Annotated in this window: 20 protein-coding genes; 10 read left to right on the plus strand and 10 right to left on the minus strand. The window is 65.6% G+C overall.

Annotated elements, in window-relative coordinates:
* Nucleotides 1-45 precede the first annotated feature (45 nt).
* From IPG14_RS05480 to IPG14_RS05495, 4 genes are all read right to left on the minus strand, one after another.
* Nucleotides 46-828, minus strand: a complete 783-nt coding sequence (locus IPG14_RS05480) for a glucose 1-dehydrogenase (RefSeq protein ID WP_343384375.1) — start codon at nucleotides 826-828, stop codon at nucleotides 46-48.
* 23 nt (nucleotides 829-851) lie between these two features.
* On the minus strand, nucleotides 852-4,304 hold the full coding sequence (locus IPG14_RS05485; RefSeq protein ID WP_343391135.1) for an FtsX-like permease family protein: 3,453 nt from the start codon (nucleotides 4,302-4,304) through the stop codon (nucleotides 852-854).
* Nucleotides 4,305-4,320: 16 nt separating this feature from the next.
* Nucleotides 4,321-5,061 carry an ABC transporter ATP-binding protein gene (locus IPG14_RS05490; protein WP_343384373.1) on the minus strand — a complete coding sequence of 247 codons (741 nt, stop codon included), beginning with the start codon at nucleotides 5,059-5,061 and terminating at the stop codon, nucleotides 4,321-4,323.
* A gap of 90 nt (nucleotides 5,062-5,151) precedes the next feature.
* Nucleotides 5,152-5,643: a DUF309 domain-containing protein gene (locus tag IPG14_RS05495; protein WP_343391136.1), complete on the minus strand. Its 492-nt coding sequence runs from the start codon at nucleotides 5,641-5,643 to the stop codon at nucleotides 5,152-5,154.
* Between the two features lie 90 nt (nucleotides 5,644-5,733).
* Between IPG14_RS05495 and IPG14_RS05500 the strand changes: the two genes are divergently transcribed.
* The 3 genes from IPG14_RS05500 to IPG14_RS05510 all read left to right on the plus strand — a co-directional run bounded on the left by IPG14_RS05500 (nucleotide 5,734) and on the right by IPG14_RS05510 (nucleotide 7,340).
* Entirely contained in the window at nucleotides 5,734-5,901 is a 168-nt protein-coding gene (locus IPG14_RS05500; RefSeq protein ID WP_343384371.1) for a hypothetical protein, read from the plus strand.
* A gap of 65 nt (nucleotides 5,902-5,966) precedes the next feature.
* Complete coding sequence (locus IPG14_RS05505; protein WP_343384370.1) at nucleotides 5,967-6,473, plus strand: DUF402 domain-containing protein; 507 nt, start codon at nucleotides 5,967-5,969, stop codon at nucleotides 6,471-6,473.
* Nucleotides 6,474-6,482: 9 nt separating this feature from the next.
* Nucleotides 6,483-7,340 carry a helix-turn-helix transcriptional regulator gene (locus tag IPG14_RS05510; RefSeq protein WP_343391137.1) on the plus strand — a complete coding sequence of 286 codons (858 nt, stop codon included), beginning with the start codon at nucleotides 6,483-6,485 and terminating at the stop codon, nucleotides 7,338-7,340.
* 3 nt (nucleotides 7,341-7,343) lie between these two features.
* On the opposite strand, the gene IPG14_RS05515 is transcribed toward IPG14_RS05510, so the two are convergent.
* From IPG14_RS05515 to IPG14_RS05530, 4 genes are read right to left on the minus strand one after another with little or no spacing between them, the layout of a single operon-like run.
* Nucleotides 7,344-8,828 carry a dynamin family protein gene (locus IPG14_RS05515; protein WP_343391138.1) on the minus strand — a complete coding sequence of 495 codons (1,485 nt, stop codon included), beginning with the start codon at nucleotides 8,826-8,828 and terminating at the stop codon, nucleotides 7,344-7,346.
* Nucleotides 8,825-10,612, minus strand: a complete 1,788-nt coding sequence (locus IPG14_RS05520; RefSeq protein WP_343391139.1) for a dynamin family protein — start codon at nucleotides 10,610-10,612, stop codon at nucleotides 8,825-8,827. The genes IPG14_RS05515 and IPG14_RS05520 overlap by 4 nt, the downstream gene beginning before the upstream one ends.
* 43 nt (nucleotides 10,613-10,655) lie before the next feature.
* Nucleotides 10,656-12,476, minus strand: a complete 1,821-nt coding sequence (locus IPG14_RS05525) for an Hsp70 family protein (RefSeq protein WP_343391140.1) — start codon at nucleotides 12,474-12,476, stop codon at nucleotides 10,656-10,658.
* An 18-nt stretch (nucleotides 12,477-12,494) separates the two neighbouring features.
* Entirely contained in the window at nucleotides 12,495-13,865 is a 1,371-nt protein-coding gene (locus IPG14_RS05530) for a hypothetical protein (protein ID WP_343391141.1), read from the minus strand.
* A 150-nt stretch (nucleotides 13,866-14,015) separates the two neighbouring features.
* Between IPG14_RS05530 and argS the strand changes: the two genes are divergently transcribed.
* From argS to IPG14_RS05565, 7 genes are all read left to right on the plus strand, one after another.
* Nucleotides 14,016-15,716, plus strand: a complete 1,701-nt coding sequence (gene argS / locus IPG14_RS05535) for an arginine--tRNA ligase (protein ID WP_343391142.1) — start codon at nucleotides 14,016-14,018, stop codon at nucleotides 15,714-15,716.
* A gap of 60 nt (nucleotides 15,717-15,776) precedes the next feature.
* A complete protein-coding gene (locus IPG14_RS05540; RefSeq protein WP_343391143.1) occupies nucleotides 15,777-16,580 on the plus strand; it encodes an inositol monophosphatase family protein in 804 nt (267 codons plus the stop codon).
* A gap of 62 nt (nucleotides 16,581-16,642) precedes the next feature.
* Nucleotides 16,643-18,316 (plus strand): DUF885 domain-containing protein, encoded by a 1,674-nt coding sequence (locus IPG14_RS05545; RefSeq protein WP_343391144.1) that lies wholly within the window; start codon nucleotides 16,643-16,645, stop codon nucleotides 18,314-18,316.
* Between the two features lie 52 nt (nucleotides 18,317-18,368).
* Nucleotides 18,369-19,607: a competence/damage-inducible protein A gene (locus tag IPG14_RS05550; protein WP_343391145.1), complete on the plus strand. Its 1,239-nt coding sequence runs from the start codon at nucleotides 18,369-18,371 to the stop codon at nucleotides 19,605-19,607.
* Nucleotides 19,608-19,657: 50 nt separating this feature from the next.
* Nucleotides 19,658-19,927 (plus strand): hypothetical protein, encoded by a 270-nt coding sequence (locus IPG14_RS05555; protein ID WP_343391146.1) that lies wholly within the window; start codon nucleotides 19,658-19,660, stop codon nucleotides 19,925-19,927.
* Nucleotides 19,915-20,127: a DUF2283 domain-containing protein gene (locus tag IPG14_RS05560; RefSeq protein WP_343389511.1), complete on the plus strand. Its 213-nt coding sequence runs from the start codon at nucleotides 19,915-19,917 to the stop codon at nucleotides 20,125-20,127. Before IPG14_RS05555 ends, IPG14_RS05560 begins: the two co-directional genes overlap by 13 nt.
* Nucleotides 20,128-20,131: 4 nt before the next feature.
* Entirely contained in the window at nucleotides 20,132-20,968 is an 837-nt protein-coding gene (locus IPG14_RS05565; protein ID WP_343391147.1) for an amidohydrolase family protein, read from the plus strand.
* 424 nt (nucleotides 20,969-21,392) lie between these two features.
* Here the strand turns inward: IPG14_RS05565 and IPG14_RS05570 are convergent, their stop codons facing one another.
* Nucleotides 21,393-22,442 carry an LLM class flavin-dependent oxidoreductase gene (locus tag IPG14_RS05570; protein ID WP_343391148.1) on the minus strand — a complete coding sequence of 350 codons (1,050 nt, stop codon included), beginning with the start codon at nucleotides 22,440-22,442 and terminating at the stop codon, nucleotides 21,393-21,395.
* A 44-nt stretch (nucleotides 22,443-22,486) separates the two neighbouring features.
* Nucleotides 22,487-23,026 carry a hypothetical protein gene (locus IPG14_RS05575; protein ID WP_343391149.1) on the minus strand — a complete coding sequence of 180 codons (540 nt, stop codon included), beginning with the start codon at nucleotides 23,024-23,026 and terminating at the stop codon, nucleotides 22,487-22,489.
* Nucleotides 23,027-23,050 lie beyond the last annotated feature (24 nt).

Raw genomic sequence — 23,050 nt, forward strand, 5'->3', positions numbered from 1 at the left:
ACTGGTTTCAATCCCGAAACGCCCCTCACCTGAGGGGCGTTTCTGCTACCAGGCTGTCCAGCCACCGTCGACCATCAACGTCTGGCCAGTGATGTAGTCGCTCGCGCCACTGGCGAGGAAGATCACGGCCCCGGCCAATTCGTGCGCCTTGCCCCAGCGGCCCATCGGCGTCCGTCCCGTGATGAATTCCCGGCGCTCCTCGTCCTCGAAGAGCGGTTTCGTGAGTTCCGTCTCGAAGTAGGTCGGCCCGATCGCGTTCACCTGCACGTTGAACGGCGCCCACTCCAGTGCCATCACCTTGGTGAGTTGCTCCACGCCCCCTTTCGAACTCGCATAGGCCGCCTGACCAGGCAGGGCAACAGTCCCCATGATGCTCGAGATGTTGATGACTTTTCCTGTGCCCTGGGCAACCAACCGGCGCCCAATCGCCTGCCCGCAAAGAAAGTAGCCTTCGAGGTTCGTCGCGAGGACTGCCCGGTACTCCTCCGCGGCAAGTTCGAGTACGGGCTTTCGGATGTTGATCCCGGCGTTGTTCACCAGGATGTCGACACGCCCGAGCCGCTCCACTGCTTCGCTGGCCAGGCGCTCGCATGCGGTCTCGCGCGTCGTGTCGCAGGTCACCGCCTCAGCGCGCCTCCCCAACGTCCGTATCTCATCCCGGAGTGACTCGATCTCCGTCATAGTCCGGCTGGCCGCAACCACGTCCGCTCCCGCCGCTGCCAGTGCGAGTGCCATCGATCGTCCCAGCCCCCGGCCGGCCCCGGTCACTACCGCAACCCGGCCTTCGAGGCTGAACATACCCGTTCCAAGCAGTTCCGGGCGGTCCATCGCGGGAGTCTATCGCTTCCGGTTCACTCGTACCGCAGGGCCTCAGCCACCGGCACCCGGGAAGCTGCGCGAGCGGGCAGGAATGTCATGAACATCGAAACCACGAACGCGATGCCGCAGATGATCCCGAGGTTCAGCCACGGGACAGCGAAGGGCATCCCGTTGGTGTCTCCAAAGTCGTCGCTGACGTAGAGCACCCAGGCGAGTGAAAGCCCCAGCGCCACCCCCAGGAAGATCCCGGAGAGCGCAATGAAGCCCGACTCGAACAGGAAGCTCAGTGCGACCATCCCGCGCTGATACCCGATCGCCCGCAGCATCCCGATTTGTTGCCTCCGCTCGACAACCGCCCGCGAGGCGATTACGGCGAGCGCGGCGATCCCGACGATCAGGCCCAATCCCATGAAACCCTGGAAGACGAGCATGAATCCGTTCTGGATCTTCTGCTGGTCGTCGAGCAGCTGGTGGATCGAATCGGCTGAGGCCTGGACCAGCGCGGCCTCCACCGATTTGGCGTACTCCTTCGAATCGACTCCGGCCTTGAGCGTCAGGTAGTAGCGTTGCCCCTGGGACTGCGGGAACGTCTCCAGCACCGTTTGCTTCCCGGTCAGGATCCCGATCGAGAAGTCCGGGCTCGTTATCTGGAAGAACGTGTCCGCGGCATCGCTCATCTGCCCGATGACCGTCACCGTCGATTCCTTCCCGGTGCCGGGATCTCGAAGCGTCAGCGTGAACGGCGCAAATCCGTCCTCCACCGGGTTGAGCCGCAAGAGGTCCCCGGTCGCCGGTCCGCCGCCGAACCCTTGCTGCGCCACCGTCACCGACGATGGGATCAGCGCGAGGGAGGCATCCCCACCCATGGCCGCCCAGACGTCCCGGTCACTTGCGTAACCTTCTGCTCGGAACTTCAACGTCAACTTGTTCGAAGCCATGAAGCCCGCGTCCGCCCCGAAAACGGGATAGCGGCTCCATTCCGTTACGATCTTGTCGCCCTCGTCGTTTTCGGCATTTTTGAACTCGTCGCGGTTCTCTACCTGCGCCTCCTGGGCGGCTGCTGTCCGCAGTTCCCCTACGGCCGAAATCGCCGAAGCGTCGGCGCCGCCGGCGCTGATCGCCGCGCGGATGTCCTCGATCGGATTGTTCCGGTTTACGCCGATCACGTTGTCGTACCCGCCCCGCGTGTCGTCGTTCAAATAGATCGCCGCTACGTTCGTGTTGATCGCCGCCATCATCACGAGTGAGAACATGATCAGGCCGATCATCGCGATCGTCATTCCCGTCCGGAACCGCGACGTCAGCGGATAGGCCACCCCCGTCTTGAGGGCCGGCACAATGCGCCCGAACCGCGAACCGAGCCTGGCGATCGCCGGAAGGATGATGTCGGCGTTGTAGACGATGATGAACGTCCCACAGGTGACCATCACCATCCCGCTTAGGAAGAACATCTCGATGTCGCCGTTCAACGGACCCGTGACCGGCTCAACCCATTTCGAGGGCAGATACCACAGCACGAGCACCAGGGCGCTCACGGCCGAGAACGAGAACCGATCCGACAGGCCGAAGTACTGCAACGTCACCGCAATCCAGAGGGCGACGGCCGAAACTCCGAGCAAGAAGAAGAACGCCGAGTCACGGTCCATTCCTCCGTAGGTCAGCGCGATCCCGGCGACGCCGAACGCTGTCGCCACTCCCGCTGCCCAGGAGATCCGGACGCGCCAGGCCTGCAAGAGCACCGTCACCAGCGCGACCGGCCAGACAAGCAGGGAGAGGACGCCGAGCCACGGCGGAAGCGTCGCCGGACGGCGGTCCCGGAAGAACACGACCAGACCGACAGCTATCCAGTACGGCGCCAGGATGAGCACCCACCCTACAACCGGGATGGCCGCGCCAAGGATCCAGGGCCACTTCGGGGGGCCTTCACTGGTCCGATGATCGGCCGGTGCCGCGGTGTTGGACCCGCGGAGCGCGAAGACCCAGGGACTGACGAGTCCGGCCAGCGCCAACGGCAGGCCCATGACCATGCCGACCGGCCCGACCAGCAGCAGCGAGAGCCCGATCGGGAGCGCCAGCGCGACAATGCCGTTCAGGGCCGCCCGGTAGTACCCCTTCCACGTCGAAGCCTCCGGGTTTACCGGGTGCGACTCTGGCAAGTCACGGATTGCCGCCGTGATATTCAGCCGGCTCGCCCGCCATGACGACGCAAAGACCATCAGGAAGGTGGCTATCACACCCAGGCAAAACGCGACCACGAGGCTTCGCCCCGTGAACGTCACCGTCAGGTCCAGGCCGAGGTTGTCGCCGGCGAAGATCTTGATCACTTCCACCATCGCGTAGGTGACGCCCATGCCGGCGATCAATCCGACCACCGCGGAACCCAGGTCGTAGCCCATACCCTCCGCCAGGAACGATTCAACGAGTTGGCGACGCTTCGCCCCAACCGCCCGGGCCATCCCCATCTCGGGTTTCCGCTCTGCGGCGAGCATCACGAAGATCAGGAAGATCAAGAGCACACCGGCGGCGATGGAGAACAGTCCAAAGACCACGAAGATCGTGGTGAACGCCGAACCGATGAGCTCCGCGAAGTTCACCAGTTCCTTCTTGAGTGCCGAAACCGTGTAGGGCGTGCCTTCCAGCTCCGCTTCGAGCTTCTCCACCGCAATGTCGGAACGCGCCAGCCCGGTCTTTACACCACCCGTGTTCGAAACAATCACCGCGTCCGCGTTCTGTCCCCGTCCCGTGAGGTTCGCGATCGTCTCGAAATCCACGGCGGCGCCGCTTGCTGCGGACGGGTCGATGGCGCCCGAAAGCACCCCGGATGGCACGACCGCTTTCACCACGAACTCGATCGGCTCCGCCTTGTAGTACACCAACAGGACGTCGCCGGGCTTCCCGTCTATCTCGCCAGCGAGGTCCTCATTAATGGCGATTTCGTTGCCGGCGAGCGTCACTGGGCGCCCGGCGCTGTCCTTGAGTCCCCCCAGGGAAGCGGCGTCCTTCGCCCGGAACCCGACAATCCTCGCAGAAGGCTCGTTCAGCTTCGTCCGCGTGTTGAGCACTGGTAGGGATTCCCGCTGGAACGGGACGATGGCCTCGATATCCGGATCGCCTGCGAACTTCGCCTGCCACTGCTCGACCGTCTCGAGCGGGATAACCTGTTCCTCCAGCGGACGTGGTTCCTTCTCGGCATCCCACGAAACCCACTCATCGGCCTCGCCAAGGATCGAATAGACCTCAGCCGTTACCGAGGTGGTCAGCGTATCGCCCGTCCCGAACGCGGCACTCATGATCAATGTCGAAAGCATCAGCCCGACGATGATCAGGGCCGTCTGCGCCTTCCGCCGGGGGATGTTCCGCAGCCCCATCTTGAACATGACCGGGTTTCGCCACGCGATGAACGCGACCGCGGCCAGGATCAGTGCCGTAGCGGCCACGCAAACCGCTGCGATCAGGTTCATCGAGACGCCGAATAGCTCGTTCAATCAGGCCTCTCCTGCGCTAATGCCCGGCCGCCACAGCAGCCATTTCAGCCTGGCTGTCTTCTCGCACGATCAGGCCGTCGGCCATCTGGATCGTGCGGTGACAACGGGCCGCGACTTTCGGGTCGTGGGTCACGATGACGCACGTCTGATGCTCTTGTTCGTTGAGTTCGACGATCAGGTCCATGATTTCGGTCGCCGTTGCCGAATCCAGCGCGCCGGTGGGCTCATCCGCCCAGATGATGGCTGGCCGATTCACGAGGGCTCGCGCAATGGTGACGCGCTGCCGCTGCCCCCCTGAAAGCTGCGACGGCCGCTGGTTCGCCCAATCCCGCAGCCGGACCCGATCCAGTGAGGTCAACGCCATTTCCCGTGCCGCCTTCGGACGCGTGCCCGAGACGATCAGGGGGAGTTCCACGTTCTCAACGGCCGTCAGCACCGGGAGCAGGTTGTAGGTCTGGAAAACAAACCCCATGTCCTTCGCCCGGAACTCCGTCTTCCGGTCGTCCGGCATGCGCGCAATGTCGTGGCCGCTGATCGTCACCGTCCCGGCGTCGAAGTCGTCCAGGCCGGAGAGGCTGTTCAGGAGGGTTGTCTTTCCACAACCCGATGGCCCCATGATCGCGACCATCTCACCCTTGCGTACTCGCAGGTTCACACCCCGCAATGCCTTCACCTGGACAAGTCCGGTGTCGTACGTCTTCACGACGCCACGCGCCTCGATGACCACTTCGTCCGCCACTCCGTGGGCGTCGCTCATGTCTTCCCCCTCACTCGCTCGAACCAATGAGATTCAGACTAGCCCCGTCTCCACATCCCGGAAACCTTCTTTTGGGTGATTCCGAAAACGTCAGCCCGCAACCGTGATTTCCATCTCCAGCGCATCGCCGCTCTCATCGAACCCCCACGCGCCGTCACGGACCGCCTGCCGCCTGAGTGCGGCAAGGTCCACCTCGTAGTTGGGACGCTGGCGGGTCGTGAATGCTCTGACACCGCCTGCCACCAGCCGCACGTGCGCCTCTTCAGCCGCGCTCGCGATCGCCTCGATGTTGAACCCGAGTGCGCCCGCTGCACGAAATGGCTCCAGGTAGCCCGTCCCGGTCCGCAGCAGCCGCTCCGCGCCCGGGTAGTTGCCTCGGGTCAGGTGGACGAACGCCGCAGCGATCTGGATGAGCCCCTTGTATGCGTCCCGCACAGGACCTCGCTCGTTCTGCCAGATCTCTTCCAGGTGTTCATGAGCTTCGAAGAAGCGGCCGGCGTTGAAGTCCTCACAGGAGCGCTGGAGGTTCTCCGGGACCGTGATGGTCTTCACGACCAGTTGCTTCGGCCGGCGCTGCCTCACGGTGGAGAGCCTACCGCAGTACCCTGTCCAACATGCGCACAAGCCGCGCGGACTCCACAATTTGCCTTACCTCTTGCTGGAGCACTATCCATGGCAGACAGCCACGCAGCCCACGGGCACGAAGACCCCAATGCGGCGCCGATGCATCACGACATCCAGCAGACGTTCTCGAAGGGCGCGGTGATTTTCTGCTACGTTCTGGCCGCCGCCAGCTTGCTGGCAGGCGTCATCGCTGGCCTGACCATCGTCGCCGACTGAGCCTTTTTTCGCTCAACTTCACGTAAGCCTGCTTGCGTAGCCAGTCCGCTGTGTATCATCCGCCAATGGACGTGCATCCAGCCCCAGTTGCCCGGCCGGGTACCCGCGCACTCTTGAGAGCAACCAAGTACGACGGCACTGCTCACTGGATCCAGCCGTTCCACGTCGTCTCCGACGACGGCAACTTGCTCGTCGCTTCTTACCGCGCCCGCACGCCCATCTACACCAGCCGCGGTGAATTTCGTTCTCCCTACGATTCACTCGTCTACTTCTGGCGCGACCGTTGGTACAACGTGTTCCGCCTCTCCCGTCCAGGCTGTCCCCTCGCACTCTGGTACTGCAACGTCACGACCCCGCCGACCTATGACGGCCAGCAGATCGGCTACATCGACCTCGACCTGGACGTCACCGTCCGCCCAAATGGATGCATCGAACTCCTCGATCAGGACGAGTTCGAGGTCCATCAGAAGCTCTACGGCTACCCCCGGGACGTAATCGACCGCGCTGAGTCGGCGGCGCGCGAGCTCAGGTGTCTCGCCCGTTCCGGCAGTTTCCCCTTCAGCGAGGGTTAGAACCGCCTCGTGACGACATGGTTCGACCTCCTGCGCCGCCTGCGCGAGCAAGAGCGCATCACCCGCAACCAACTCTCGGCCCGCTCCGGGATCTCGCCCTCATCGATTAAGGCCTACGAAACCGGCGTCCGGCATCCGGGCAGGGATTCCCTCGGGACCCTTCTCGACTGGCTTTCCGCCGATGCCTTCGCCCGCCAGGAGATCATGGAGGGCGCGGGCTATGCCGCGGATGGTCGGTCGCCGGCCGCTCGGCTCGCCAGCGAGTGGTTCACGCTTGAAGAAGCGGCGGCCGAAATCGCTGCCTCACCCCACCCGTCGTGTGTGACGACCGAGTTGTTCGAAGTCGCCGCTGCGAACCCGGTTATCCAGAGGCTGTGGGAAGTGAACCTTCATCGAGAACTCAATGGGCCGTTCGAGCGCGGATTCCTGAGCATGCTCAGCACTCCACGGTTCGCCGACCGGCTCGTGAACTGGGATGAAGCACTCTCTGTGGCTATCGGCGTCGTGAAGGGCCACTACGGGGACGATGCCGCCCTCGACCCGGCCCGCCAACCGTACTTGAGCGCCGCCGTCCAGCACCTCCTCAACGGCGACCCGCACTACGTTCAACGCTTCCTCGGCCTCTGGATGACGGTACCCGGACGAATGTACCGCGTGAGACTTTCTTACCCCGTGGTCTGGCGCCACTCACAGTTCGGCCCGCTCAAGTTCCTGGCGGTCACCGGGCCCGCGAATCAGCAGCCGTCGCTCTGGTTCAACGATTGGATCCCGGTGGACCCCAATACCGTCGCCGCGTTGGCCGAACTCGCGTCGGCCCGCGATGAAGTCGAACCGTTCTTCGCCCGGACAGTCGCGGGGACGCCCTAGCCACTACCCCGGGGCCTGGCTCAGTTCCGAGTAGATGCCCTCATACGAGCGCGCCGCAATCCCCAGGAGGTCACGCTCAAACGGCATCAGCAGCGGACTTTCCGCCCGCTCCTTCCAGTATGTCGCTCGCTCCGCAGCCGTCGCCTGCGCGTCACCGATCGGCGCTCCCTCTCCGAGCCCAAGCCGTTGCAGTGGGCTGCCGTCCCCGACGATCCGCTCGACCTCTCCGGCTTCTTCCACGGAGAGGGTCGCCTCTCCCGTCAGTACAGCGTCGAGCAACCGGATCTCCGCCAGTTCGTGGGCGCTGGCCCGGATCCGCTCCAGTTCGCCGCGGATCCCGGCGACAGCCGCCGGCTCCCTGTCTGCGAACCGGATCGCCGCAGCGCCGAGCGACGCCATCACGGACTGGCACACCAGTCGCCGAGCCCTTGAAACGAACCGCCGCTCCAGCACATCCCGCAAAGCGTCCAACCCCGAGACGGCCGACAGCGCGGAAGCGAGGCCGGCCGAATCCTTGACGCGGCCGCTTGCAAGCCGGGCAACGCTCCACCGCAATCCGAACAGCCCGAAGCGTTGGACCAGGTGCTCTCGCACCGCGAGCGGAAGGTCGCCCGGAGCGGAATCGCAAAACCGGTCCACGGAGAGAAGAGCAAGCCCCGGCTCCTCCGCCGTCGCAGCCGACACCGCCGTGAGCCAGCCGAATTCCTGTTCGGTCAGCGTGACCGCAGTCTCTGCGAGTAAGCCGCCCACCGGGTGGACCGCGCCCAGCAACGGGCGGAGTTGGGGCTCCCGGCCGAGCGAGTCTGCGACCCGCGCGGCCAAATCCATAGCCTCCAGCCCGCCGTCGAACAACTCATCGGCGCGGGAAAGCACTCCGACCGCCTGGATCGGCGACCCCGGTACGCCGCTCTCGTCGAACACATCCAGGAAAGCCAAATCGGCACTGTGCGCGTGGCGCAGCAGGTAGACCACAGCGTCGACCCGCGGGAGGAGCCCTTCCCCTTCCGGCCGTTCGAGCAGGCGCCGGGTTCTCGCCCCGACCATTGCGTCCGTGGAGTCAAACCCCGGAGTGTCCGCCAGCTGGACCCGCCGCAAACGGCGGGACGGCAGTGATACGGTGATTTCGCTGAAGTCCCGGGGTGGTGGCTCGGGCAGCCGGATTTGCGCCCGCCCTCCCTGCCGTTCGAACGCGAGCCTCGTTGCTGCCCCGTCTTCTCCCGCCAGGGTCACGTTGTACTCCGGTCCATCGCGGTACCAGGTGACGAATCGTGTGCACTCGGACATGTCCGTCGGCGCCACCCGCTCGCCGACCAGCGCGTTCAACAGCGTGGATTTGCCCGCCTTGGTTCGCCCCGCGAGGGCCACCAGCAACGGTCCATCGAGCCGCGAGGCCGCCTCGACACCGACGCGCGAAAGCTCGCCCGGCGCGGTCTCCGCCAGCTCCTTGCACAGCCGGTGCAACTGGCCGGTGAGTGAGTCGGGCCTCACCGGTCGCTCCCGCTTGCCAGGCGAGCACCGACCCGGTCCAACCGCGACCGCCAGGCTTCCAGCGCGCGCGCCTGAGCGGCTCGCTCGGCGACAGTTCGTTCCCGCTCTTCCTCCAACAGCCGCAGTGCCTCTGCCCTCCGCGCAACGCATGCGGCGGCCCGCTCCCCGGCAACCTCCCGCTGGCGCCGGAGTTGCTCCCTGGCGACGTCGCGGACAGTTCTGGCCGCCTGCACCTGTACCTCGTCGATGAACTGCCGCACCGCTGTCCGCGCCTGCTGCCGGCGTGAAAGGGCACGTTTCCCGCGCTCGTCCATCAGCTGTTTCCCGCCGAATGCCGCTCCAATTCCCACAAGGGCCAGTGTGCCAAGCCCAAAGCCAGCAATGCCCGCGAACACACCCACAAGCATGATCCCGCTTTGCGCCCCTCGCAGACCCCCATAAACACCGCCCGCAGCCGCTTTCAGGCCGCGATTCTGGCGTCCCTGAGGCGTGCCCCACTCCGAGGGCAGATCCGGTGGGAGCGCCGTGACATCAGTGTCCGCCGGCTCGCTCTCAAACAGCGAGTGCAGTTCCCGTTCCACGCCGGCGAGCCTGGACTCAAGTGCTTCGAAAACAGGCGCGAGTTCGGTCTGCACTCGTGCCTGGACCCTCCCCCGGAACTCCTCCACTCGGATTGCGCCGCTACCGAGCTCGAGTTCTTCCTCGAACTCCTTCAATGCCCGGCGCAACCCGGCGCGCAGATCAAACTCCGCCGCCGTCGCGGCATCGGACACGCCGTCGTTGAGCATCGTCGGCCACCTCGCCGCGTCCTTGCGTGCAGAGTCCAGCGCCGCCCGCGCCTCCGCGACCAGCGTTGCCCAGTCTGGCATCGGAGAGGCGGCTCGCGCCTGTCGAGCGTCTACCTCGCGAGAAAGCGCCCCCACTACACCCCGAATTTTCGCCTCCGCTGCCACTCGGGCCGTGACCTCCCTCCGGGACGAGATGCTCTCGATCGCAGCGAGCAGTGCCGGGAATCCAGACTCCTCGTTGAGTTGCGCGTCCCCCGTGCGGAGAGCCTCCCTGCGCAGCGAATTGCTGATCGGAATCACGTCCGCTTCGATCCCTCGGTCGCTCAGTTGTTCACCAATCTCACCCGCCGCTCCGCCGTGCCGGTATAGGTCCGCCCGGCTCAAGGCGACCACCAGGGCCGGACACGCACGCGACAGCTTCTCCACGAATGCGATCGTGTCCATGTTCAATGGAGCGCCCGCATCTGCGACAACGATCGCGGCGTCGGCGACCCCTCCCAGGTTCACTACCGCCTCGCCGTAACCCGGTCCGAGCCCCCCGACACCTGGAGTATCGATCAGGCTAAAGCCGCTTTCGAGGAAACGGTTTGGGATCTCCGCGACCGCCACCAGGCGCCGCAGCCCGGGCACGTCCCGGTCGCCTTCAAGCACCATGCCATTCAGGTCCGCGGGCACGCCCTTCACCACGCGTTGGCCCTGGCCCTCCGCCACCGTCAGGCTCACGGCGTTCGCCTCACCGTGGCGGAAGATCGTTGGGATCGCCGTCGACCTGTCGGGCGCCACCGGGCACACCCAGACGCCAAGCAGCCCGTTGACCAGCGACGATTTGCCCCGTTTGAACTCTCCAGTGACTGCGACAACAAGGACATCCCGGCCGATCCGCGCAACGACGTCTTCCGTCCGCACGGCCAGGTCTTCGCGGCCCAGCTCCCGGCAAAGGACAACCACCTGGTCGGAGGTGTCGCGCAGCACCCCCTCGGCCTCGTCCAGGTTCAAGGGGGTCCCTCGGTGAAACACTCTGGCCCGCTGGTGCCTGGCATCACGGCAATGTGAAGCAGTTACCGGTCCCGGGCCGGACACTGTGGTCGGGATTGGCGACCAGGACGCACATCTGCTTCGCTCCTGCTGGTTTCTCCGCCACCGAGTACCCGGTGAATGGTGACGCGCCCCCGTAAACGAACCATGGCCCGGCGCCAGGCGCTCCCGCGTTCGCCAGCGGCACCGTGTCCCAGAAGAAATGCAGATGCACGACACCGCTCACGCCGTTCAGCACGAGGGAGGAGGTCGTGAAGTCCACCATGTAGTTCCCGTACGAAACCGTGATGCCCTTGATCGCGGCCGACGCGGTCGGGACTGGCGTCGCCGTGGGCGCGGCCGTAGCGACAACCACCGGCGTCCACGTCGGCGCCGAAGTAGCCGTCCAAGCCGGCGTTGCGATGGTCGTTGAGGCGGCCGTTGGCGCGTTGGTGATCGCCGCTGCCATCGTCCCGGTCGGTGCTGGTGCGCTTGTCCACGCTGGCGTCGCCGTGGCGCCTCCGCCAACGACATCTGCTGGCTTCTCATCGCCCGAATCGTCCCGAGTCAACGCGAAGGCCGCCCCCGCAATGACGAGCACTCCGGCGAGCCCACCGAGCCCGATCACCATCAGCCTGTCCGGCTTTCCCCTTCCGGCCGGGTCACCTCCCTCTCTCATCCCGTCCGCTGATGGAGGCTGCCCGGCCGGCGGTGGCGGCACGCTCGCCTTCGCTGCTGGCGCCGCAGCGCCGGTCAGGACCGGCACTGGCTCCGGCGATGCCGGGACCAGGCTCCGTGCCGCCATCATCGCGGCCCCGAGGGCGATCGCATGTTTCGGGTGCGTATCAACCATCACCGGTGAACCCGCTGCCGCCGACACCATCTGGCCCACGAGTGGGATCCTCGAACTGCCACCCACGAGGAGCACACGGTCGACCTGCTCGAGCTCGAGACCTGCGCTCGCAGCTGCCCGGCGCAGCGCCGCAACGGTTTCTTCGATGCGCGGCCGGATCATCGCTTCGAACTCCGCCCGCGTGAGTCGCACCTGGGTCTGCACTCCGGGAAGGAGAACCTGGATGGTCGTCTCGGTATCCGAGGAGAGTGACTCCTTGGCCTCTCGGCATTCTTCGCGCAAGCGAGCGAGGGCCGCTCGGCCCGTGTCCGTCTCACCGATCGCCTTCAGGTTCAGCTCGAGGGAGTCCGCCACATGGCCGAAAACCGACTGGTCGAAGTCGATGCCTCCGAGCCGGTCGATGCCGTCCGGTTGACCGACGAGACTGAAATCGTCCCCGGTCTTCTCGAGGATGGCTGCATCGAATGTGCCCCCCCCAAGGTCGTACACCGCAACCCGTTCGCCAGGTGCGATCCGCTCGTGCGAAGCGTAGTAAACGGCCGCAGCCGTCGGCTCCGAGCAGAACACCGGCCGGGCGATTCCCGCCTGCCGGCAGGCCCCGGAGAGCAGGTCCATCCGGTAGGAGCTATAACTGGCGGGGTGGGTGACCGCCACCGCATCAGGCGCGCCGCCTTCGCGAGCAGCTACGTCGGCAAGCACGGTCTTGAGCACGTGGGCGCTTAGCGCTTCGGCGCTGTAGGGAGTGCCGCCGAGTAGTAGCGGCACCGGGTCGCCGAGGCGGCGTTTGAACTCCCGGGCGCCACGCCCCGGCTCAGTCGCCGATCTGCGTGCTGCAGCGTCGCCGACCAGCATCTCGCCATCCTCCCGTAAGAGGACCGTGCTCGGGATCGACGCAGTCCGGTCACCGAGTTGGAAGATCTCCGTACGCCCGTCGCGCGTTACTGCGGCAGCTGTGTAGGTGGTCCCCAGGTCGATACCGAGTGTGTAACTCATCCGTCCGTATTCTCGCCCCTACGCCTCGTCATCGTCATCGTCATCGTCGTTGTCGTCATCGTCCTCTTCCTCATTCGCCGATCGCGGCTTGAGTGTGGGATCGTTGAGCCCCGCCAAAGGGTCGTCCTCCGGACCTTGCTGCCCCGGGATGAACGTATCTTCGGTCGGATCGACATCGCCCGGCAGCCCGGGCATCCCGGGAGTCCGCCCGCCCCGTGCCCCGATGCCCGATTCGGCTCGCGGCGGGTCTACCAGCAATTTCGCTTTCAGGTCCTCAGGCTCCCCGCCCCCGGCTTCCACTGCACTTCGGTCGTCGTTGGGGTCGATATCGCCGCTCCCGGGGTTCGGCTTCAACGTCCGAAGGTGCGCCTTGGTCGCGTCGAGGGACGCCTGGATCTCCGGTGGCAGCGGCGCCGTTTCATCGACTGGCTGGCTCGGCGCGGGTGTCCTGTCGACCACCTTCCCGGTGCTCGTCTGCGTGGTTTCCGATGAGCCGTCCGGGCTCAACCGTGTCGTCGTGTCGTTATCCCGGTTCGTCACGATGATGGTCCCGTCTGCCTTCTTCTGGCTCGTGACCACCCCATCCTTGCTCGCGTGGGACTGAGTGCTTAACTCGTCAGCGGCGTCGACTGCTTGCCGGAAGTCCGCGAAGTACCCTCCCTGCATCTTGTCCGGGCTCACCGAAGGAAGACCCTTGTACTTCTCCGCGAGCTCCTTCATGCCCGCACCGGCTCTGACCCCCTCCTCCTCGTCATAGCCGACTGGTGCCACGCCGCTCAACGCCCCCTGGGCGAACATTCCCTTGCCGTACCCCGCCTCCTCGCCGCCGCCAGCGACATCCCCGAATCCGCTTCCCGGGTCGGTCGTGCGCCCGCTTCCGAGGCCCCACTTCCCCGTCGGGCCACCATCGCTCCCCTTCGGGCCGCCACTGCTCGTGCTCCCGGAACCGGAACTGGTCCCTGGTTCCCCACCCGTGCCCGCGGTTGTTCCGCCACCATGACCGGTCGCGGCCTGCGCCCGCGCCAGCTTGTCCGCCCCCACCCCGGCAGCAGCGGCCAGCTGATCCGCCGTCGATGGCGCTTCACCAAAGATCGACGCGATATCAGTCGTCCCGGCGCCCGAGAGCCCATCACGCGGATCCTTCGTGCGCGGCTCATCGGCCTCGTCAGCGAGCGCTGTTTCCTCGTCTCCCTTCTTCCGCTCCTCGATGAGCGTTTCGAACTTGTCAGTGCTGACCGTCGAGTCGGCGATCGTCTCGCCCTCAGACTTCCGATCGGCGTCAACCACTTTCACGCCGATCGCTTCCGCAGCGCGTGCGCGAAGGGCCTCTTCGGTCTGCGCTTTCGCGGGGGAGGACTGCCGCGTGAAGCGGATCTTCGGGAGGGCCATCGTCTGGCTCCTTGCGGGAGATGCCGGAAACGGTAGACGTCCGCCTCCCGTGTGACGAGATCAGAATGGACACATTTTGTAGCTTTCGCCCTGCTACTGGTCGCGCGTCCTTTCGCCCTTCCCTGCGCACCCCTGTACGCTGTTGGCTCAATGCCCGATACCCGAACGATTCGCACCCACCTCGCCGACCTCGTCGATCGCGCGGCCCAGGAAGCCGTCGACCACGGGGACCTTCCGGACGTTCCCCTGCCGCCGGCCGTGATCGAACGACCGAAGGACCCGGCGAACGGCGATTTCGCGACGGCATTGCCCCTCCGCCTCGCCCGCGCGGCGATGAAACCACCACTCGAGGTCGCGGCGGCCATCGCCCGCCACATCAAGACCGATGAACTACTCGAGCCCGTTGAAGTTGCCCCGCCTGGCTTCATCAATCTGAGGCTCTCCAGTTCCTTCATCCAGGCCCAGGTGGAGCACGTCATCCGGGAAGGAGCGAACTACGCTGATGTCGACCTCGGCACCGGCCGCCGGGCCCAGGTTGAGTTCGTTTCCGCGAACCCGACGGGACCGCTCCACGTTGGCAACGGTCGCGGCGCGGCCATCGGCGATGCCCTCGCTTCCGCCCTCCGGGCAGCAGGCTACGAGGTCTCCCGGGAGTATTACGTCAACGACGCCGGCACACAGGCAGACACGTTCACCGACACCCTCTACGCACGTTATCAGCAGCAATTCGGCCGGAACGTCGACATCCCGAAGGATGGGTACCCGGGCGAATACATGGCTGACCTCGCGAAGCAGATCCGTGACGAAGCAGGGGACAGCTTCCTCCGCCCAGAGGGTCTCCCTGCACCGTCCGACCTCAGTAATCTCGGCATCGAACTCATGGTCCGGAACATCCGTCAAACGCTGGACAGGTTTGGAGTCCGCTACGACCACTGGTTCAGCGAGAAGTCACTCTACGACCCGGAAGGCGCCTACGGCATCGCCATGGGCATCCTTCGTGAGAAGGGCCTCCTCGTCGACAAAGAAGGTGCCCTCTGGTTCTCCTCCAGCGAGCTCGGCGAAGATAAGGACAACGTAGTCGTCCGCTCCGATGGCCACCCTACGTACTACGCCAGCGACATCGCCTATCACTGGGACAAGTTCATCCGGCGCGGCTTCGATGTCGTAATTGACGTCTGGGGAGCCGATCACCACGGGCACGTTTCGCGCCTGAAGACGGCCACACGGGCCGTCGGCGCAGACCCTGAAGGGCTCCACATCCTCCTCTACCAATTGGTCACCCTGAAACGCGGCGGCGAAGTCGTCCGCCTCTCCAAGCGAAGCGGCGAAATCATCACCCTCGACGAGCTGGTGGACGAGGTCGGCGCAGATGCCGCTCGCTTCTTCTTCCTTCTTCGTTCTCCGGGCGCCCAGATGGACTTCGACCTGGACCTTGCCGTGAAGCAGTCCAGTGACAACCCCGTATTTTATGTCCAGTACGCTCACGCTCGGCTCTGCTCCATCCTCGAGCGCGCACGCGACCAGGGACTGACGCCTGAAGGCGGCGATGTCTCCCTCCTCACGCACCCTTCGGAGTTGGCCCTGATCCGCGAAATGATGCGGCTCACCGACGTCATCGAAATCGTCGTAACCTCCTTGGAGCCACAACAGCTTCCGCACTACGCGATGTCGCTCGCCAACGCGTTCCACGGCTTCAACGACGCCTTCAAGCAGGCGAACGACTCGTCGCTCAAGGTCATCACCGATAACGTCGATCTTTCCCGAGCGCGCCTCCGTCTCGTCCTCGCCGCGAAAGTCGCACTCGCGCGGGTGCTCGACCTGATGGGGATGGCTGCCCCCGAGAAGATGTGATCGGCATGCGCACCGGCAGTCGCGATGCACCAAGCGCCCCAGCCTCGTAGCATCGCGGCGATGGAACTCCCCCACGGCACGTCCGGAGAGTCCGCGGCAGATGTAGCCATGCGCTGTGCCGAATCGGCCTCCGCACTCATCCGCCAGGGCTACGGCCAGGCGTCGCTTGCAGGCGTGAAAGGCCGCGGAAACGTGGTCACCGAAACCGATTTCGCCGCGGAACACATCGTTCTCTCGATTCTCCGAGAGGAGTTCCCTGGCCACGCCATCCTCAGTGAGGAATCCGAGAGCAAAACCCGGTCCGACGACTGGATGTGGGTTGTCGACCCGCTCGATGGGACCAAGAATTTCTCCCGGGCCATCCCCCACTTCGGCTTCAACCTCGCGCTCTGCCACGCAGGCCAACCCGTCCTCGGCGTCACCACCCATCCACTCCTGGGCGACACGTACTTCGCCTTTAAGGACGAAGGTTGTTTCTGCAATGGCCGGCGCATCGCCGTCTCGGACTGCCGCACCCTCGCGGAAGCGGTCGTCGCCATCGACATGGGGTACGACGCCGAGCGGGGCGCACGCCAGCTCGAACTCGCGCAGGCCGTCTGGCCGGGCATGCAGAGTCTGCGCATTTCTGGCTCGGCGGCCCTCGGATTCGCCTATGTTGCCTCCGCGCGCTGGGACATCTACATCCATTCGGACCTCCAGCCGTGGGACATCGCTCCGGGCCTCCTCCTCGTGCGTGAAGCGGGAGGCGTGGTCCGCGACCGCAAGGGCGCCGAAGCCACGATCTACTCCCGCGAAGCTGTCGCGACTGGCGCCGCCATGCACGATGACTTCACGGCTAAAAGCGCCGGCCTGCCCTGGACTTGAGTCTCAAACCGCTGCCCGAACCCGTGATACCCTCGTCGCCACCAGTCTTCCCGGGGGCGGCAATGACAGCCATTTATGACATCGCGAGTGACTACGTCGACCAGATCGCGGCGCTCGATCCCATAGCAGCGACGGCCATCGGCGTGCCCGGCCACGACTCCGAGATGACCGACTTCTCACCCGAGGGAGTTGCAGCCCACTCCGCCCTCCGCCGCGCGACCCTGGCGAAGCTCGCCGCCGCTGAAGTCACCGGTGACCGTGACCGCGTGGCGAAAGAAGCGATGGAAGATGTGCTGTCGCTGCGCGAGGAACTCGTCGCCGCCGGCGATCAGTACCGCCTCAGCGGCTTCCGCAACGCGACCACCACCATGCGCATGTCCTTCGACCTCATGCCGCGTGCGACGGAGGAAGACTGGCGGAACATCGCCGCACGCCTGGCCCTCATTCCATGGGGCGCCGAAACATTCCGCGTCTCCCTCGAAGAGGGCCTCCGCATCGGCGCCGCCTCGGCCCGCCGCCAGGTCGCGCAGGCAATCAAACAGTCGGCCACCTACGCCGGCGCGGATGGTTCGAAGTCGTTCTTCCACGGCCTGCTCGATGCGTTCGATGCGGTCGGCATCCCGTCTCCCGGACTCCGGTCCGATATCGAAAGAGGTGCCGATGTAGCTGCGGCCGCCTACTCCGGCTTCAGCAGCTACCTCTCCGAGAAGTTCATGGACCGTGCCGTCGAAAAGGACGGCGTCGGCCGCGAACTCTACCAGCTCTCCTCGCGTGTCTATAACGGGGTCGAGCTCGACCTCGAAGAGACCTATCGCTGGGGTTGGGACGAGCTGTACCGGATCGAATCCGAAATGCTGGGGACCTGCGCGAAAATCCTTCCCGGCGCCTCCATCGAAGAAACGAAGCTCTTCCTCGAATCGGACCCCAACCGCGCTATTGATGGTGTCGAGGAGTTCCGGCAGTGGATGCAGGACCTCCAGGATCGCACCATCGCGGAAATGGACGGCGTTCATTTCGACATCCCCGGCCCGCTGCGCAAGATCGAAGCGATGATCGCGCCGCCGGGCGGCTCCCTCGCGATGTACTACACCAGCCCCAGCGAGGATTTCGCACGGCCGGGCCGCACGTGGTACCCCACCGGCGGCAAGTCTCGCTTTCCGCTCTGGGGCGAAGTCTCCATTGCCTACCACGAAGGTGTACCCGGCCACCACTTCGAGCGCGCGACAGCCAAGTACCTCGCGGCTGAACTCTCCCGCTTCCAGCGACTGATGGGCGGCACCTCCGGCTACGTCGAAGGCTGGGCGCTCTACGCCGAACGCCTCATGGGCGAACTCGGCTACCTCGAAAACCCCGACTACTACCTCGGGATGCTCCGCGCCCAGGCGATGCGCGCCGTCCGTGTCATCGTCGACATCGGCATGCACCTCGACCTTCGCATTCCAGCCTCCGAAGCCTTCCACGGCGGCGAGACCTGGAACGCCGACCTCGGACAGGAGTTCTGCCTGCAGCGCTCCCAGTTCCCGCCCGACTTCATGCAAAGCGAAGTCATCCGCTACCTCGGCACACCCGGCCAGGCGATCAGCTACAAGGTCGGCGAACGCTGCTGGCTCGAAGCGCGCGAAGCTTCGAAGAAGCGCCATGGCGAAGCCTTCAGCCTGAGAGACTGGCACCGCCATGCCCTCGACCTCGGGCCGATGGGGCTCGCTCAGATGCAGCGCGAGTTGGCCCGCATCTGAATCCGCGCTCGCCGCGATTCACACGCTCACGCGTGCTCTCTACACTGCCACCGTGAAAGCAGAAATCATCGCCATCGGCACCGAGATCCTTCTCGGCGAGATCATCGACACCAACAGCGCCTACATCGCCCAGCGCCTCCCCGAGCTCGGCATCGACCTCTTCTACAAGTCCGTTGTCGGCGACAACATCGGCCGCATCGTCGAAACGTTCGACCGCGCCTGGAACCGCTCCGACATCATCTTCTGCACCGGTGGACTCGGACCGACCGAAGACGACATGACGCGCGAAGGCATCGCGAAGGTCCTCGGCGAAGACCCCAAAGTCGACCCCGACCTGGAGACCCGCCTGCGCGCCTGGTTCTCCGGCCGCGGCTACCCCATGCCCGAATCAAACATCAAGCAGGCGTGGCTCATCCCAAGCGCGAGAGCCATCGACAACCCTCGCGGCACCGCCCCTGGCTGGTGGGTCGAGCGCGACCACCGGATCATCGTCTGCATGCCCGGCGTCCCTCCAGAGATGGAGCGCATGTGGCTCAAGGAAGTCCAACCCGAACTTGAGCGGCGCTCCGACGGACAGGTCCTCGTCACCCGCACCATCAAGACCGTAGGCATCGGCGAAGGCACTGTCGATGAGATGGCGAAGCCGCTCTACGGCGCCTCCGGCGTCGGTATCGGCACCTACGCTCGCGCCGATGGCGTCCACCTTCGCATCGGGGCCAAGGCGAAGACCCGGGAAGAAGCCTGGGCACTCATCCGCCCGGTCGAAGACGAAATGAACCGTATCTTCGGCAGTGCCATCTGGGGACGTGATGAAGACACCATGGAGGGCTACATCGCAGACCAGATGCACGAACGGCGGACGACGCTCGCGGTCATGGAGTCATGTACCGGCGGCCTCATGGCGAACACCCTCACAGACGTCCCCGGCGCGAGCGAGTACTTCCTCGGCGGCTACGTCAGCTACTCCACCCAGCAGAAGATCGACCTCGGCGTCTCCGCTGAAGTCATCGAGGAGTTCGGCGTCGTCAGCCAGGAAACGGCCAAGGCCATGGCCCAGGCCGCCCGCCAGCGAGCCGGCGCTGACTATGGAGTCGGCATCACCGGAGTCGCCGGCCCGGACCCTGAAGACGGCATTCCGCCCGGTACCGTCCACGTCGCCGTCGCCACTCCGGAAGGCGGCTCCCATGCCCTGAGCATGACCATGAACCAGGGCCGTCAGGCCGTGAAGCGCCGCGCCGTCACCACCGCCCTCCTCCTCCTGCGGAGAGCGTTGCTCGGCGAAGTTCGCTGACTCGGCCGACCGACGTCCTCATCGACGCAGCGACTCCACTGGGGTTTCGCGTGGTCGTCGTGCGTTCTGCTTGGGACGCGATCATGGAACAGAAGCATCCCGAAATGCGCGGCCGGGAGACCGAGGTTGAAGAGACCCTCGCCAATCCGGACATCATTCGGTTCAGTGTTTCGCGGCGGCACACGCTCATGTTCTACCGCTCGACCGGCCAGAGGCGTTGGGTCGTTGCAGTCACGAGGCGCGAGGGAGAAGAGGGCTATCTGGTCACCACGTACGAATCGACTAACATCAAGTCAGGAGATTTGGCATGGCAGAAGTGAAGGTTTACTACGACACAGTCGGGGAAACGCTCACGGTTTGGTTTGGCGACCCGAGCACTTCCTACATCTGCGAAGAGGCCGGAGACGACGTCATCCTCATGAAAGACAGAGAGGGCGCGGTCATCGGCTTCGAAAAACTGAACTTTTCTCCCGCGTCCGATGGCGAGCCAGCCATCAACGTCGAGGCGGCGGTCGGCTAAGACCGTGCGCATCGTCGATTCCCAGGTGCACCTCTGGGGGCCGGACACCCCCGCTCGCCCCTGGCCGCCAGGTCGCGAAGCTGACGCGCAGCGCCCCTACCCCATCAGTAAGGAGACCTTGCTCCTCCAGATGGACCAGGCCGGGGTCGAACGCGTCGTCCTCGTGCCTCCATCCTGGGAAGGTGACCGGAACGACCTCGCCCTCGAAGCCGCCGCTGCCTACCCCGACCGGTTCGGCGTCATGGGCAGGCTTTCGCTCACCGACCCGGCCAGCCGCGACCAGGTTGCGAGTTGGCGCGACCAGCCTGGCATGCTCGGCATGCGTTTTGCCTTCCACAACCGGCATTACCGCCACATGCTCACTGACGGCTCGGCCGACTGGCTCTGGCCTGCGGCCGAGGCCACCGGCATCCCGCTCATGGTCCTCGTGCCCGGTCATCTCGAAGTGTTGGACCGCATCGCCACGAAACACCCCGGCCTCAGGCTCGTCATCGACCACGTCGGCGTCAGCCTTCGCCCCAACGACCCTTCGGTCTGGGACGAACTGCCTGCGGTGTGCGCACTCGCCCGCCACCCGAACGTCGCCGTGAAGGCCTCCGGCCTACCCCACTGGTCGGGCGAGGCCTACCCCTTCGCCGACCTCCACGGCCACCTCCGCCAACTCTTCGACGCCTTCGGACCGAAGCGCATGTTCTGGGGCACCGACCTCACCCGCATGCCCTGCACCTACTACGAGTGCATCCACATGTTCACCGACCACCTCCCCTGGCTCCGCGGCGACGACCTGGAGTGGGTGATGGGCCGGGGCGTCTGCGAGTGGCTCGGGTGGGAAATGGGCTGACCCGGCTCCCGACCTGTTTCGAGGCGGCCGAGGAGGATCGCGCCGTGTGAGCTGCGAGGCAGCGAAGGGTTGCCCATGCTCGGGAGCTTATTGGCCGGCAGGAGTGACGAAGCCCGTCAGGGCCCGGGAGATTTCGACGCGGTCCGGCTCCGCCGACCCGTCCAGGAAACCTGTGACGGAGGAGCCGAAGATCGGGGGGCCGGGGGCGCGCGGTCGGGGGCCCACGAATGCCTGAAACACGCGCAGCGCATTTGACCTGTGCTTGTTCACGGCCTCCAGATGTCGATGAGCCTTAGAGAGTCCGTTGAACGGACGGTCGCGATGCACCAATCCCGAGAATCGCAGCCTTTCCAGGGCACTGAATCGCCACTTGGGTTCCATCGCGGGCCGTCCCGCGATCGCTGCTGCTAGTGCGAAACAGCCCCTACCGCAGCCCCGGCAGCACTTCCTCCACGAAACGCTGCTCCGCCCGTGCCGCCTCGTCCGGGTTCGCCCCGGCCGAACTCCCCACCACGACCAACTTCTCCAGCCCGAGCGAGACGAGGCCCTTCAGCCGCTCAAGGCAGTACGCCGGCGGTCCGAAAATGCCGAACTCGCTCGCGAACTCGCTGGTGATCACCGCGGCCTGGGGGCTCCCCGCGCGGCTGTGCCGAGTCGTGTCGTACGCGTCGTGGATTCCCTCCATCACCCGCTTCTCCTCCTCGGTGGTCGGGCCGACCGCGCTGCCATGCATCGCCGAGAAGCGAGCGAAGAGCGAAACGCCTCCCTCACCCAGCCGTCGGCCAACCTCCGGGTCGTCATGCACCACGACGTTCACGTACGCCCCGAAGGGGATCTCCGGATCAAGCCCGGCCTTCACGCGTGCCGCCCGCGCGGTTTCGATGCCCCAGGCGATACGCGCCGGGTCGGCCCCCACGGCGAAGGTGATGCGGTCCGCATGCCGGGCCGCCGCGGCGATGACCTTTGGTCCCGTGGCCGCAACATCAACCGGGATCTTCGGGTAGCGGCCGGGCCGCAACCATTCGATCCGGCTTGCCGTCGGCTGGTTCGCGAGCCGCAGCGCATCGACGTTGCCACTCGCCTCGAACGGCACCTCTTCGCCGTTCAGGTATCCCTGCAATCGCCAGAGGTAGTCTTCGAACTGCTTTACCGGAGATGGCGAAAAACCCAGGTGCGCGAGCGCCGAATCGCCGCGGCCGATACCCAGGACCGCCCGTCCCTGCGAGACCGCGTGCACCGTCGCGATGGCGCACGCGGTGACCGCCGGGTGGCGCGTGAAGGGGTTCGTAACCCCCGTCCCGAGCTTGATCCGTCCGGTCCCCGTCGCAGCCAGGGCGAGCGCGACGTAGCAATCGCCCGAAAGGTTCTGGGAATCAACCGTGGTCACGCCGTCATACCCGGAGGCTTCCGCGCGTTCCGCCCGGCGGGCAACTGCCGAAGGCATCCCGGCGGAGTTCGTCCAGATCTCGACCATCGCGCTGCACCTCGCCCCTGGGGTTTGGCGCCGAGTATACGTGGCTAGGGGTGCGCGGCCCGCTCCAGCAGCGGCACAGCATCCGCGATGGTGCGCACCCGCTGGATCCCGTCGCCCGAAAGCCCGCGGTTCCGCTTCCAGTCGATGAGGAAGACGGTACCAGTCAGCTCGGCGACCCACCGGGCGGTGAACGGGTCGTCCTCGAAGTGCGCCACCGGCTTCAGCTCGGCCATCTTTCGGGCCTTGAATTGCGCCGAGGTCTCGCCCCAGCCTGGCCGCATGTGCAATTCCGGGACAAAGCCGAAGTAGCGTTCGAACCACGCACGCGTGAGTCCCCCGGCCGGCTCTCCCCGCGCCGTTACCACCGCACACGCGTACACCTGTGCCAGCTCTTTGTAGCCTTCGACGGCTCCAGGCATCGGCTTCCGAAAGTGGTACCGCCAGCTCTCGGTCGCCCAGAGGAGGCCCTTCTGGCCGGGTGCGTCGCGGCGCTTGTGCCGTCCGCTCCCGGGGTTGATCCCGAACGGCGGCCGGCAGAGCACGCCATCCATGTCGAACGTCAGCAACGGTCTCTCGGGGGACATCGCCCGCAATCGTACCCGGCGCGG

The sequence above is a fragment of the Candidatus Amarobacter glycogenicus genome, assembly GCF_016704105.1.
In the GTDB taxonomy this organism is placed as follows: Bacteria; Chloroflexota; Dehalococcoidia; order Tepidiformales; family Tepidiformaceae; genus Amarobacter; species Amarobacter glycogenicus.

Bases quoted from the DNA above. Each gene is read 5' to 3' on its own strand.
- IPG14_RS05570 (WP_343391148.1), bottom strand. From the start codon at position 22,442: ATGGTCGAGATCTGGACGAACTCCGCCGGGATGCCTTCGGCAGTTGCC.
- IPG14_RS05545 (WP_343391144.1), top strand. From the start codon at position 16,643: ATGACAGCCATTTATGACATCGCGAGTGACTACGTCGACCAGATCGCG.
- IPG14_RS05530 (WP_343391141.1), bottom strand. From the start codon at position 13,865: ATGGCCCTCCCGAAGATCCGCTTCACGCGGCAGTCCTCCCCCGCGAAA.
- IPG14_RS05505 (WP_343384370.1), top strand. From the start codon at position 5,967: ATGGACGTGCATCCAGCCCCAGTTGCCCGGCCGGGTACCCGCGCACTC.
- IPG14_RS05500 (WP_343384371.1), top strand. From the start codon at position 5,734: ATGGCAGACAGCCACGCAGCCCACGGGCACGAAGACCCCAATGCGGCG.
- argS (WP_343391142.1), top strand. From the start codon at position 14,016: ATGCCCGATACCCGAACGATTCGCACCCACCTCGCCGACCTCGTCGAT.
- IPG14_RS05490 (WP_343384373.1), bottom strand. From the start codon at position 5,061: ATGAGCGACGCCCACGGAGTGGCGGACGAAGTGGTCATCGAGGCGCGT.
- IPG14_RS05480 (WP_343384375.1), bottom strand. From the start codon at position 828: ATGGACCGCCCGGAACTGCTTGGAACGGGTATGTTCAGCCTCGAAGGC.
- IPG14_RS05560 (WP_343389511.1), top strand. From the start codon at position 19,915: ATGGCAGAAGTGAAGGTTTACTACGACACAGTCGGGGAAACGCTCACG.
- IPG14_RS05540 (WP_343391143.1), top strand. From the start codon at position 15,777: ATGGAACTCCCCCACGGCACGTCCGGAGAGTCCGCGGCAGATGTAGCC.
- IPG14_RS05525 (WP_343391140.1), bottom strand. From the start codon at position 12,476: ATGAGTTACACACTCGGTATCGACCTGGGGACCACCTACACAGCTGCC.
- IPG14_RS05575 (WP_343391149.1), bottom strand. From the start codon at position 23,026: ATGTCCCCCGAGAGACCGTTGCTGACGTTCGACATGGATGGCGTGCTC.